Below are 12,351 nucleotides of genomic sequence, written 5' to 3'. Positions count from 1 at the left end.
CGTCACGACGGGGTGGGTCGTGTGAGCCGGGTCATACGAAAACGGTGGTGGTCCCGATCGTACTGCGCGGGCCGGGGAGGCGCCGGAGCGTTCCGGCGCGGTGCTCAGCCCGCCGCGACCCGGCCGTGCTCGAGCACCACGACGTGCTCGGCGAGGGCGGCGGCGTCCCCGGGGTCGTGGCTGATGACCAGGGCCGTGCGCCCCGCCAGCACCCGGACCAGCAGCTCGCGGACGAGGGGCCGGGCGGCCGCGTCCAGGGCGGAGAACGGCTCGTCCAGCAGCAGCAGCCGCGGCTCGGCCGCCAGGGCCCGGGCGATCGCCACGCGCTGCGCCTGGCCGCCGGAGAGCTGGGCCGGGCGGCGGTCGGCGAACTGCTCGGCGCCCACCTCGGCGAGCCAGTGCCGGGCGGCGGTCCGCGACCGGGCCCGGCCCGCCCCGCGGCTGCGCGGGCCGAAGGCCACGTTCTCGAGCACGCTCAGGTGCGGGAACAGCAGCGGCTCCTGCGCCATGAGCGCGATGCCGCGCTCGTGCGGGGGCACCCAGCGCCCGCGCCCCGTGGCGTCGAGGTCGAAGAGCACGGTCCCGTCGAGGGTGCACCGGCCGGTGTCCGGCACGAGCAGCCCGGCGAGGACGGCGAAGAGGGTGGACTTCCCCGCGCCGTTGTGGCCGGTCACCGCCACGGTGGCCCCCGGCGGGACGCTCAGCGAGAGGTCCACGTCCCGGGCGGCCAGCCGGGCGGTCACGGACAGCCCCTCCGTCGCCGCCGGCCCGGTCACCACCGGCCCGCCGTCCGGCGCACGGGGGCGGAGAGCCCCACGACGAGGACCGCCACGACCACGAGCACGAGCGAGAGGGCGACGGCGGCGTCCGGGTCCGTCTCCCGCAGCAGGTAGATCTCCAGGGGCAGGGTCCGGGTGGTCCCCTGCAGGCTGCCGGCGAAGGTCAGAGTGGCGCCGAACTCGCCCAGGCAGCGGGCGAAGGAGAGCACCGCGCCGGAGGCCAGCCCCGGCAGCACCAGCGGGAGGGTGACCCGGCGCAGCACGGTGGTGGGCCGGGCGCCGAGCGTGGCCGCGACCTCCTCGTAGCCCGCCGCCGCGCTGCGCAGCGCCCCCTCGAGGCTGACCACGAGGAACGGCAGCGCCACGAACGTCTGGGCGAGCACCACGGCCACGGTGGTGAAGGCGATGCTGATCCCCGCCAGCTCGAGGTGGCGCCCCACGAGCCCGTGGCGCCCGAAGGTGTGGAGCAGGGCGATCCCGCCGACCACGGGCGGCAGCACGAGCGGCAGCAGCACCAGTGCCCGCAGCAGCCGCGCCCCGGGCAGCCGGGCGCGGGCCAGCACCAGGGCCAGCGGGGTGCCCAGGAGCACGCACAGCGCGGTGGAGACGGTCGCGGTGCGCAGGCTCAGCCACAGCGCGGTGCGGGAGGACTCGGAGGTGATCAGGCCGAGGAAGCCGCCCCCGTCCACCCGGGCGAGCATCCCGAGGACCGGCAGGACCACCACCAGGGCGCCCAGGGCCGCCGGGATCCACACCCAGCCGGGGACGGTGCTGAACCCGCGGGGACGGCGCCGGGTCACGGCGCCCCGAACCCCGCCCCGGCCAGGACCTCCCGGCCGCGGTCGCCGGCGACGAGCTCGGTGAACTGCCGGGCGAGCTCCGGCTCGTCGGAGTCCGCGAGCGCGGCGACGGGGGAACGGGTGACGGCCTGCGCCGCCTGCGGGACCTCGACGACCTCGACCGCGTCCCCGGCCGAGCGTGCGTCCGTGGCGTAGACCAGGCCGGCGTCCGCCTGGCCCGAGACGACCTTGCCGAGCACGTCCGTCACGGAGCCCTCCTCGCTCACCGGGCTCAGCCGCACGCCCGAGGCATCCTGGGCCCGCTCGCCGGCGGCGCCGCACGGCACCTGCGGGGCGCACACCACGACCTGCACGCCCGGCTCCGCCAGGTCCCGGAAGGACGCGACGCCGGCGGGGTTGCCGGCGGGCACGACCACGGTCAGGACGTTGGTCGCGAAGACCTCGGGCTCGCCGTCGACGAGGCCGGCCGCCACGGCCCCGGCCATGCTCCGCTCGTCCGCGGTGGCGAGGACGTCGGCGGGCGCCCCCTCCGTGAGCTGCTGGACCAGGGTGGAGGACCCGGCGAAGCTCAGGGACACCTCGATCCCCGGGTGCTGCGCCTCGAACTGCTCGGCGAGCTCGGTGAAGGTGCCGGTGAGGGAGGCGGCGGCGTGGACGTCGAGAACGGTCGCGGGGTCCCCGCCGGCCCCGCACCCGGTGGCGCCGAGGCCGAGGGCGGCGAGGAGGACGGCCGCGGCGGGGGCCCTGGTGCGCACCGCCGCCTCACGCCCCGGGGGTCTCGACGACGACACTGGTCGACTTGACGACGGCCGTGGCCACGCGGCCGGGCTCCAGGCCCAGGTCCCGGACGGCCTCGGTGCTCATGAGCGAGACCACCCGGTGCGGGCCGCACTGCAGCTCCACCTGGGACATCACGGTGTCCGAGACGACCTCGGTGACCAGTCCCACGAACCGGTTGCGCGCCGAGCTGGCGACGTGCGCGGGGTCCTCGGGCCGGACGGCGCGCTCCTTGAGCAGGCGGGCCAGCTCCAGTCCGTCCACCACGGTCTGGCCGGTCGCGCTCCGGGTGCTGTGCAGCGCGCCCTGGTCGATCCAGCGCCGGACGGTGTCGTCGCTGACGCCGAGGAAGCGGGCGGCCTCGGCGATCCTGAGCTCGGTCATGGCGCCATGCTATCCGCATCTACGGTCATTCGTCCGGCACGGCATCCGCAGGTGCGGATCATCAGGCGTCGGCGACGACCTGGCGGACGGCCTCGCCGTAGCGCTCGAGCTTGGCGTCGCCGACACCGGAGATGCCGCGCAGCTCCCCCAGCGAGCTCGGCCGGGCCTGGGCGATCGCGGCGAGGGTCGCGTCGTTGAAGACGACGTACGCGGGCACGCCCTGCTCCTTGGCCACGGCGGAGCGCCAGGCCCGCAGCTGCTGGAAGAGCTCCTGCTGGGGCTGGTCGAGGACCGGCGGCGCGGCGGCGGTCCTCGGCGTGCGGACGGTCCTGGCCCGCTCCGGCTCGCGCCGCAGGCGCACCTCCCGCTGCCCGCGCAGCACCTCCCCGGCGGCCTCGGTGAGCGCCAGGACGCCGTACTCGCCCTGCACCTGGAGCAGGCCCTGGGCGAGCAGCTGGCGCACCACCCCGCGCCACTCCTGGTCGCTCAGCTCGGTGCCGATGCCGAACGTGGTGAGCTCGGTGTGGCGCATCCGCACCACCCGCTCGGTCTCCCGGCCGAGCAGGATGTCCACCAGGTGCCCGGCGCCGAACTGCTGGCCCCGCTCCCGCTGCAGCCGCACGATCGTGGACATGAGCTTCTGCGCCGGGACCGTGCCGTCGAAGGCCTCGGGCGGGTCCAGGCACGTGTCGCAGTTGCCGCACGGCTCGCTCGCCTCGCCGAAGTAGCGCAGCAGCTGCCGGCGGCGGCACTGCACCGTCTCGCACAGCGCGAGCATCGCGTCCAGGTGCAGCGTCTGGGCGCGCTTGCGCTGCCGGTCCCCCTCGCCGTCCTCGATCATCCGGCGCTGCTGGACGACGTCCTGCAGCCCGTAGGCCAGCCACGCCGTCGACGGCAGCCCGTCGCGCCCGGCGCGCCCGGTCTCCTGGTAGTAGCCCTCGACGCTCTTGGGCAGGTCGAGGTGGGCGACGAAGCGCACGTCGGGCTTGTCGATCCCCATGCCGAAGGCGATGGTCGCGACCATGACGACGCCGTCCTCGCGCAGGAAGCGGGTCTGGTGCTGCGACCGCACCTCGGCGGGCAGGCCGGCGTGGTACGGCAGCGCGGTGACGCCCTGGCCGGCCAACCACTCCGCGGTGCGCTCGACCGAGGCGCGGCTGAGGCAGTAGACGATGCCGGCCTCGCCGTCGTGCTCGGTCCGGATGAGCTGGAGCAGCTGCCGGCGGGCGTCCTTCTTGGGCCCGACCCGGTACTGGATGTTGGGCCGGTCGAAGCTGGAGACGAAGACCCGGGCGTCGTCCAGGCGGAGGTTGCGGACGATCTCCTCGCGCGTCTCCGCGGTCGCGGTGGCGGTGAGGGCGATGCGCGGGACCCCGGGCCAGCGGTCGTGGAGGATCGTCAGCCCGAGGTAGTCGGGGCGGAAGTCGTGGCCCCACTGGGCCACGCAGTGCGCCTCGTCGACGGCGAAGAGCGCGATGCGGGCGCGGTCGAGCAGATCGGCCGCGACCGGGAGGCGCTCGGGAGCGAGGTAGAGCAGGTCGAGCTCGCCGGCCAGGAGTCGACGCTCCACGTCGCGGCGCTCCTCGAGGGTCTGGGTGGAGTTGAGGTACGCGGCGCGCACGCCGACCTGCTCGAGGGCGTCGACCTGGTCGTGCATGAGCGCGATGAGCGGGCTGATGACCACCCCGGTGCCCTCCCGGACGAGCGCCGGGATCTGGTAGCACAGGCTCTTGCCGCCGCCGGTGGGCATGAGCACGAGGGCGTCCTCGCCGCCGGTGACCGCGTCGATGATCTCGGCCTGCTGCCCGCGGAAGGCGTCGTAGCCCCAGACGCGGGTGAGCACCTCGAGGGGCGCGGGGCGCGTCACGGCGTGCGGGGGGCGCGCGGGGCGCGTCCCGGGGGCTGGTGCGGGGCGGGGGTGGGCGGGTGCGGCGTGTGCAGCGGCGCGGTCGCGGGGCGCGCGGCCGTGACGGCCAGGGCCTCGCCGTCGATCTGCAGCGCCACCTCGCCGGCGTCCCCGTCCAGGACCCGCACGGTCGTGCCCGAGCGGGTGATCTCCACGCCGAGCCGGCGGCCGTGCCACCGGAGGCGGAAGGCGATCCGGTGCAGCCGCTCCGGGAGCCGGGGGGCCAGGCGCAGCTCGCCCCCGTCCGTGTCCAGTCCCCCGAACCCGCAGACCACGGCCAGCCACGACCCGGCGGCGGAGGCCAGGTGCAGGCCCTGCTCGGCGTCCTGCTGGATGTCCCGCAGGTCCACGAGGGCGGACTCGCGCAGGTGCTCGAGGGCGAGGTCCAGGTGGCCCACGCGGGCGCAGACCACGGCCTGCACGCAGGCCGAGAGGGACGAGTCGCGGACGGTGCGCTGCTCGTAGTAGTCCAGGTCCCGGGCGGTCTGCTCCGGGGTGAACGCCTCGGCGCACCACCACAGGGCGAGGACCAGGTCCGCCTGCTTGACGATCTGGCGGCGGTAGATCTTGGCGTAGTGGAAGTGCTCCTCCACGGGGTAGCCGTCGCGCTTGGCCTCGAAGTCCCACTCGCGGTAGGTCGTGAACCCCTCGTTGGAGGGGTGCACGCCGCGCACGGCGTCGTAGGGGATGTGGATCGCGTCCGCCAGGACCCGCCACCGCTGGAGCTCGTCCGCCGTCACGGAGAGCCGCCCCACGTGCTCGGGGTGCTCCTCGCACGCGTCGGCGGCCGCCCGGAGGTTGCGCCGGGCCATGAGGTTGGTGAAGACGTTGTCGTCCACCACGCCGGTGTACTCGTCCGGCCCGGTCATGCCGAGGAGGTGGATGCCGCCCTCGTGGTCCTCGTGCACCATGGCCGCCCACACGCGCGCCGTCTCCACCAGGACGTCGACCCCGCCGACCTCGGTGAGGTCCTCGCCGGTGGCGTCGGCCCACCAGCGGAAGGCCCGCGCGATGTCGGCGTTGACGTGCATGGCCGCGGTGCTGGCCGGCCAGTACGCCGACGTCTCGTGCCCGTCGATGGTGCGCCACGGGAAGGAGGCGCCGCCCAGGTCCAGGACCTGCGCCCGCTCCCGGGCCCGGTCCAGGGTCGAGGAGCGCCACTGCAGGAGCCGGGCGGCGTCCCGGGGGCGCAGCAGCGCCAGGGCCGGCAGCACGAAGCCCTCGATGTCCCAGAAGGTGTGCCCGCTGTACCCGCCGCCGGTCAGCCCCTTCGCCCCGACCGGGGCGCGGCTGACGCAGGCCGCCGCCTGCAGGAGCTGGAACAGGTCGAAGCGGATCGCCAGCTGCAGCTCGGGGTCTCTGTCGATCTCCACCTCGGCGCTGTCCCAGTACTCGTCCAGCTCCGCCCGCTGGTCGGCGAGCAGCCCGTCCCAGCCGCGCCGCCGCGCCCCGGTCATCGCGGCGAGCACCTGCTCCCGCAGGTCGGCCGAGGGGTCCGCGTCCGAGGACGCGTGGCAGAGGTACTTGACGAACCCCACCCGCTGCCCGGGCCGGAGGTCGGTCACGAGGGTGGTGACCACCTGGTCGTCGTCGCACTGCGTGCTCACGGCGCCGCCGGCCGGCATGTCGACCTCGTGCTCGACCGCCGCGGCCACCCCGATCTCGCTCCCGTGGGTGCGGTGGACCAGGACGCCGCCGGTCTCGTGGCAGCGGCTGAGGCGGGCACGGAACGGCTGCTCCAGGACCGCGGCCACGCGCGGGTCCTCGTTCTCCACCTTGGGCGGGGTGCCGTTGACGACCAGGTCGGAGCGCAGCACCGCCTGGACCGTGCGGTCCAGCGCCTCGACCTCGTAGCGGATCGCCGTGACGGAGCGCTGGGTCAGCGAGACCAGGCGGGTGGACGTCAGGCGCATCCGGGCGCCGCGCGGGGTGACCCACTCCGTCTCGCGGCGCAGCGTGCCCGCGCGCAGGTCGAGCACGCGGTCGTGCTGCTCCGGCGGGGACTCCCGGACATCCAGCGGCACCCCGTCCACCTGCAGGCGCACGGTGCTCCCGTCGGCCACGCCGATGATGGCCTGCCCGTGCTCCGGGTGCCCGTAGCCGCCCTCGGGGTAGGACAGCGGGTGGTACTCGTAGACCCCGGCCAGGAAGGTCCCGCGGGAGGCGCTGGGCTGCGCCTCGTCCAGCGTGCCCCGGATCCCGACGTACCCGTTGGACAGGGCGAAGACGGACTCCAGGGCGCCGTGCGCGCCGGGGTCGAGGGCGGACTCGCGGACCTGCCAGGCGGAGGCATCGTTCGACGGTTGAGGCATGGCACCACGTTAGCTCCCGCGGCCGGGCGGCACCCGGCCGCGGCGGGGGTTCAGCGGTGCGTGAACCGCGGCTCGCGCTTCTCCGCGAACGCGGCCATGCCCTCCTTCTGGTCCTCGGTGGCGAACAGCGCGTGGAAGAGCCGCCGCTCGAGGTGCACGCCCTGCGCGAGGGTGGTCTCGAACGCGGTGTCCACGGCTTCCTTGGCCGCGAGGACCGAGGGCAGGGACTTCGCCGCGATGGTCCCGGCGACGTCCAGGGCCTCCGCCAGCAGGTCCGCCGCGGGCACCACGCGGGAGACGAGACCCGCCCGCTCCGCCTCCGCGGCGTCGAGGTGCCGGCCGGTGAGGACCATGTCCATGGCCTTGGCCTTGCCCACCGCACGGGCCAGGCGCTGGGAGCCGCCCATCCCGGGGATCACCCCGAGGTTGATCTCGGGCTGCCCGAAGCGGGCCGTGTCCGCGGCGATCAGCAGGTCGCACATCATCGCGAGCTCGCACCCCCCGCCCAGGGCGTAGCCCGAGACCGCGGCGACCACGGGGGTGCGCACCCGGGTGAAGGCGTCCCAGCCCGCGAACCAGTCCGCGAGGTACATCTCCGGGGCGCTGCGCCCCGCCATCTCCTTGATGTCGGCGCCGGCGGCGAAGGCCTTCTCCGAGCCGGTGAGGACGATCGCCCCGATCCCCGGGTCGGTGTCCAGGGCGGTGGACGCGGCGACGACCTCCCGCAGGGTCGCGGCGTCGAGGGCGTTGAGCGCCCGCGGCCGGTTCAGGGTGATGATCCCGACCCTCCCTCGGGTCTCGACCAGGATGTTCTCGTACGTGCTCCCCGAGACGTTCCGTGAGGTGTTCCCGGAGGTGTTCCCAGGGGTGTCCTCGGCGGTGTTCCGGCGGTCGGTCCCGTGCTGCTCGCTCATGCTGCGCTCCTGGTTCGCTCGGTCGGTCGGATCCGGTGCTCCCGGGGGCGGCTCCGGTGCGGGGGCATGGCCCGCATCCTACGCAAGGGCCCCGCCGTTCCGGGACCGTGTTCCCCTTGCCCGCCCGGGCGCGGCCCGCACTAGCATGGGCCCATGCGGACACTGCAGGCAGCAATCATCGAAGAGATGGGCGTGAAGCCCGAGATCGACCCCGAGCAGGAGATCGAGGCGCGCGTCGGCTTCCTCTGCGACTACCTGCGGGCCAGCGGCACGAAGGGCTTCGTGCTCGGCATCAGCGGGGGCCTCGACTCCACGCTGGCCGGCCGGCTCGCCCAGCTGGCGGTCGAGCGGGTGCGCGCCGAGGGCGGCGAGGCGGAGTTCGTGGGCGTGCGCCTGCCCCACCGGAAGCAGCACGACGAGGAGGACGCCCAGGCGGCCCTGCGCTTCGTCGCCGCCGACCGCACCATCACCTACGACATCGCCCCGGCGGTGGACGGCTTCGAGCACGGCTTCGAGGGCGCCACGGACCGGGAGATCTCCGACTTCAACAAGGGCAACATCAAGGCCCGGATGCGGATGATCGCGCAGTACGCGATCGCCGGGGAGCACAACTACCTGGTGATCGGCACCGACCACGGCGCCGAGTCCGTGACCGGGTTCTTCACCAAGTACGGCGACGGCGGGGCGGACGTGCTGCCGCTGTTCGGGCTCGACAAGCGGCAGAACCGGCTCCTCGCGAAGACCCTCGGCGCCGAGGAGCGGCTGTGGGCGAAGGCCCCCACCGCCGACCTGCTCGACGACGCCCCGGGCCAGACCGACGAGGCCGAGCTCGGGCTGTCCTACGACGACATCGACGACTACCTCGAGGGCCGCGAGGTCGCCGACGCCGTGGCCGAGCAGATCGAGCACCGCTGGCGCATCACCCGGCACAAGCGCACGACCCCCGCCACGATCCTCGACGACTGGTGGCGCTCCTGACGCCCGAAGCACCCGCACCACCACGGAGCCGCGCACCCCGATCGGGGTGCGCGGCTCCGTCGTCGTCGGGGCCCGTCGGCTTAGCGAGTCTGAGGTGCTGGGGAGAATGGTTCCATGACGGCGACGGCGCAGCGGCGGACCCGGACCCCGGTGGCCGGGGAGGAGTCTCCGGCGCGGCCGGTGCTCGCCGAGGTGCACGACACCGCGGTGCAGGGCGCTCCCGGGCCTGCCGCCGAGGTGCGGGCTGCCGCGGCGGGCCTGGTGGAGGCCGCGGCGGCGGAGGCGCGGGCGGTGGGCGCACAGGTGCGCTGCATCCACCGGTTGTGGCTGGCCGGGCAGGCGGCGCGCACGGCGGCCCGGTTCCAGGCGATGGCGCAGGCCGAGGCCGAGATCGCCGCCGGCGGGTTCCTCCGCCCGGACCCGCTGAGCCCGCTGGCCGAGGCGGAGCACCAGCTGCTCGTGGACGTCGCGGCCGAGGTCGGTCCGGCCCTGCGGCTGCCGGCGGGCACGGCCCGGCGGCGGGTGGAGGACGCCGTGCTGCTGGCCGAGATGCTCCCGGAGGTCCTCACCGCCCTGGAGGAGGGCCGGATCGGCTCGCCCCAGGCCGCGGTGCTGGTCGAGCAGTGGCGTGAGCTGATCACCCAGGCCCCGACCTGGGCCCCCGGCCGGTGCGACCCGCCGCCGGTGGCGGCCGTCGGCCGGCTGATCGCCGAGCTGCTGGACCGGGCCCCGCACGCCACCGCCGCGCAGCTGCGCGCGACCGCCCGCACCCGGCGGGCCGTGCTCGTGGCCGGCGCCGAGGAACGCGCCCGCCGCGCCGCGCGCAGGGCCCGGGCGGTGTGGGTGGAGCCGGCCGCCGACGGCACGGCCTGGCTGCACGCCCTGCTGGAGGCCCCGGTGGCCCTGGCCGTGCACGACCGGCTCGAGGACCTGGCCCGGCTGCTGGGCCAGGACGTCCCGGACCCCGCACGATCGGGGCGGCCGGGACCGCAGGATCAGGAAGAGTCCGTGCCGCGCTCGGTGTCGGAGCTGCGGGCCGACGTGCTGGCGGACCTGCTGCTGGACGGGGTCCTGCCGGAGGAGCCGGGCTTTCCGCGCGGGGTGCGGGCCCGGGTGAGCGTGCTGGTCCCGGTCTCGGTGCTGACGTGCGCCGGCACGGCCGGGGGCGAGTCGGCCGGGGACGGGGTTCCGGTGCTGTCGGGCTACGGGCCCATCAGCGCGGAGGTGGCCCGTCAGCTGGCCGCCGGGGCCGGGGCGTGGCACCGGGTGTTGACCCACCCCGTGACCGGAGTGGTCCTCGACCACGACCGGACCGTCTACGCCGTGCCCCGGGACCTGCGCCGGCTGGTCGAGCTGCGCGACGGGACCTGTCGCTTCCCCGGGTGCCGGCGCCGGTCCGAGGCCTGCGATCTCGACCACACGGTGGCCTGGGCCCGGGGCGGGCCCACGGCCGAGCACAACCTGGCCGCCCTGTGCCGCCACCACCACCGGGTCAAGCACCGCCACGGCCACCTCGGAGCCTGGTCGGTGCGGCGGATCACCCCCGGCCCGCACGACGGCACCGCCCCGGGCACGGACGGCAGCCCGCCCGGAGGAACGGCCGGGGGCGCGGCCGGGCACGCCGCGGTCCTGGAGTGGACCTCACCGGGCGGGCTCGTGCACCGCACCGCACCCGAGCACACGGCTGCCCGCCCCGAACCCGAGCACACCGCTGCCGGCACCGCACCCGACCGCCGGAGCGCCCCGGCCACCGGCCGGCCGCCCGGCAACCCTCCGCCCGTGGGTCCGGCCGCTGATCCTCCGCCCGGCGGCCTCCGGCTCGACGACCTCCCGCCCGATGACCCCCCGCCGTTCTGAGACCGGCGAGCCCGCGGCCTCCTGGGCCCGGCTCCCCGAGGCCGGTGTCGTGGTGAGGTGGTCCGGACCGGCCGCGCGAGCGCGCCTGTTGCCCACGGCCGGGAACGACCCGCAGCCGTTTCCCCTGAGCATCTCCTCAGGTCACCGGGGCCGGAACCGCGGTGGAACCGCCGGACGATCCGACGAACCGTGCGCGCCACGTCGGAACACCCCCGGCTCGGCCGGTCCCACCGCACGGAGAGACCGACCTCGACAGCTTCGGTCTCAGCGGGTGACCCAGGTGCGCCCCGCGGCGTAGTGGACGGTGACGCCCTTCGAGAAGCGCTGGCGCACCTCGGCGCCGTAGCGGTACTCGTCGGTGACGGGGAAGCCCCAGCCGCGCTCGGAGCCGGCGGCCTTCCAGGCCCGCCCGATGGCCCCGTACTGCTTGACCGCGCGGGAGCCCGTCCCGGGACTCCACAGGAGCATGGTGGAGCGACCGTCGCGGCGGAAGACCTGGTACGCCCCACCGGTGGCCGGGCGCTCGTCCGTGACGGGCAGGCCGAAGTGGTGCTCCCGGCCGGCCGCGACCCACCGGCCGCCGATGGATCCGTAGTTCTTCACGGCCATCGCGCCGTAGCCGGGGGCCCAGTAGACGGTGGTGGTGCGGGTGCCCTTCCGGAACTGCTGGTAGACGCCGCCCTCGATCAGGCCGCCGCGCTCGTTCATGGTGGGCTCCCCGAGCACGGCCGCCCCGCCCAGACGGTGGTACTTGGTGCCGATCGCCCCCCGGACGGCGTAGGACGGCGCCGTCACCGGGGGTGCGGTCACCGGCGGCACGAACCCCTGCGCCGGGCTCGCGACCGTCCCGGGCACGGCCTGCCCGGCCGGATAGGCGTAGTAGTAGATCGTCAGGTAGGTCTCCCACCCGGGACCGCCCGAGCCCGACGTGGCGACGTGACTCACCCCGACCCCGAGATGGGTCAGGTCCCGGGCGAACTGGTCGGTCCCGTTGCGGGGGAAGAAGTCCAGCAGGTAGTGCGCGAGCGCCTCGACCGCCTCGACGCCCTCGAAGGGGCCGGTGAAGACGCCCTTCCCGTAGTACTGGTCCATCCGGATCCCGCCGGCAGGGGCGCCCGCCCAGGGGTCCGGGTTGCGGGACTCCTTGCGGGCCCCGGCCATGGTCTCCGCCCACTGCTGGGCGTTGCGGGACAGCGCGGTGTTGTAGACCAGCGGGGCGCGCCTCGCCTGGCCGCGGTGGTCGTTGACGATCTTGAAGGCCTCGGTGATGTCCTCGACCGTGGTCGGGTGGGCGCCGGCCGACGCCGCCCCGGCCAGGCCGCCGGCGGCCCGGTCCTCCGCGGCCGCCGGCGCCGGAACCCCGGCCGGGGCGGCGTCGGTGCCCGAGCCGCCGTGCAGACTCAGGGCGGGCGCGCCCGCGGTGGCGGCCGGCTCGGCCGGACCGGACAGCTCGGGCAGATCGGCCGGAGGAGTCGGGGCTGCGAGCGCCGCCGGGACTCCGCCGAGGAGGAGGGCGAAGGTGGTGGACACGACGAGCGCGGTCCGTGCGAGGTTCATGGGGGTCTCTCCCTGCTGGGGGCGGCGCCGCCGGGGGCACGGGCCAGCAGGAAATTAGCATGTGCAACCACCCGGTGGAAGGGCGCG

Annotated in this window: 10 protein-coding genes; 2 read left to right on the top strand and 8 right to left on the bottom strand. The window is 75.5% G+C overall.

Annotated features, from left to right (window positions below):
• Nucleotides 1–104 precede the first annotated feature (104 nt).
• From EQG70_RS03155 to EQG70_RS03125, 7 genes are all read right to left on the bottom strand, one after another.
• On the bottom strand, nt 105–743 hold the full coding sequence (locus EQG70_RS03155; protein ID WP_229587645.1) for a sulfate/molybdate ABC transporter ATP-binding protein: 639 nt from the start codon (nt 741–743) through the stop codon (nt 105–107).
• Nucleotides 744–772: 29 nt separating this feature from the next.
• Complete coding sequence (locus tag EQG70_RS03150) at nt 773–1,579, bottom strand: ABC transporter permease (protein WP_109268549.1); 807 nt, start codon at nt 1,577–1,579, stop codon at nt 773–775.
• Nucleotides 1,576–2,334 (bottom strand): molybdate ABC transporter substrate-binding protein, encoded by a 759-nt coding sequence (modA, locus tag EQG70_RS03145; RefSeq protein WP_017833045.1) that lies wholly within the window; start codon nt 2,332–2,334, stop codon nt 1,576–1,578. Before modA ends, EQG70_RS03150 begins: the two co-directional genes overlap by 4 nt.
• A gap of 7 nt (nt 2,335–2,341) precedes the next feature.
• A complete protein-coding gene (locus EQG70_RS03140; protein ID WP_017833044.1) occupies nt 2,342–2,740 on the bottom strand; it encodes a TOBE domain-containing protein in 399 nt (132 codons plus the stop codon).
• A 61-nt stretch (nt 2,741–2,801) separates the two neighbouring features.
• Nucleotides 2,802–4,607 carry a DNA helicase RecQ gene (recQ, locus tag EQG70_RS03135; RefSeq protein WP_017833043.1) on the bottom strand — a complete coding sequence of 602 codons (1,806 nt, stop codon included), beginning with the start codon at nt 4,605–4,607 and terminating at the stop codon, nt 2,802–2,804.
• Nucleotides 4,604–6,958, bottom strand: coding sequence for a glycoside hydrolase family 65 protein (locus tag EQG70_RS03130; protein WP_109268550.1), 2,355 nt, complete (start codon nt 6,956–6,958; stop codon nt 4,604–4,606). The genes recQ and EQG70_RS03130 overlap by 4 nt, the downstream gene beginning before the upstream one ends.
• Nucleotides 6,959–7,008: 50 nt before the next feature.
• The gene (locus EQG70_RS03125; protein WP_229587642.1) at nt 7,009–7,872 is read right to left on the bottom strand and encodes an enoyl-CoA hydratase; all 864 of its coding nucleotides are present in this window, start codon (nt 7,870–7,872) and stop codon (nt 7,009–7,011) included.
• Nucleotides 7,873–8,025: 153 nt separating this feature from the next.
• On the opposite strand from EQG70_RS03125, the gene nadE reads away from it, so the two are divergent.
• Both nadE and EQG70_RS03115 read left to right on the top strand, forming a co-directional pair.
• On the top strand, nt 8,026–8,850 hold the full coding sequence (gene nadE / locus EQG70_RS03120; protein WP_035925543.1) for an ammonia-dependent NAD(+) synthetase: 825 nt from the start codon (nt 8,026–8,028) through the stop codon (nt 8,848–8,850).
• 114 nt (nt 8,851–8,964) lie between these two features.
• Nucleotides 8,965–10,707, top strand: a complete 1,743-nt coding sequence (locus EQG70_RS03115) for an HNH endonuclease signature motif containing protein (RefSeq protein ID WP_109221786.1) — start codon at nt 8,965–8,967, stop codon at nt 10,705–10,707.
• 264 nt (nt 10,708–10,971) lie between these two features.
• Here EQG70_RS03115 and EQG70_RS03110 read toward each other — a convergent pair whose 3' ends face one another.
• On the bottom strand, nt 10,972–12,264 hold the full coding sequence (locus EQG70_RS03110) for a CAP domain-containing protein (RefSeq protein ID WP_109268551.1): 1,293 nt from the start codon (nt 12,262–12,264) through the stop codon (nt 10,972–10,974).
• Nucleotides 12,265–12,351 lie beyond the last annotated feature (87 nt).

Origin of the sequence: Kocuria rosea (assembly GCF_006094695.1) — a bacterium.
Lineage (GTDB): Bacteria > Actinomycetota > Actinomycetes > Actinomycetales > Micrococcaceae > Kocuria > Kocuria rosea.
The sequence above is the reverse complement of the archived record's forward strand: the minus strand, read 5'-3'. Positions and strand labels throughout refer to the sequence as shown.

Coding starts and splice junctions, on each gene's coding strand:
- EQG70_RS03125 (WP_229587642.1), bottom strand. CDS start 7,872: ATGAGCGAGCAGCACGGGACCGACCGCCGGAACACCGCCGAGGACACC.
- EQG70_RS03140 (WP_017833044.1), bottom strand. CDS start 2,740: ATGACCGAGCTCAGGATCGCCGAGGCCGCCCGCTTCCTCGGCGTCAGC.
- nadE (WP_035925543.1), top strand. CDS start 8,026: ATGCGGACACTGCAGGCAGCAATCATCGAAGAGATGGGCGTGAAGCCC.
- EQG70_RS03110 (WP_109268551.1), bottom strand. CDS start 12,264: ATGAACCTCGCACGGACCGCGCTCGTCGTGTCCACCACCTTCGCCCTC.
- EQG70_RS03130 (WP_109268550.1), bottom strand. CDS start 6,958: ATGCCTCAACCGTCGAACGATGCCTCCGCCTGGCAGGTCCGCGAGTCC.
- EQG70_RS03115 (WP_109221786.1), top strand. CDS start 8,965: ATGACGGCGACGGCGCAGCGGCGGACCCGGACCCCGGTGGCCGGGGAG.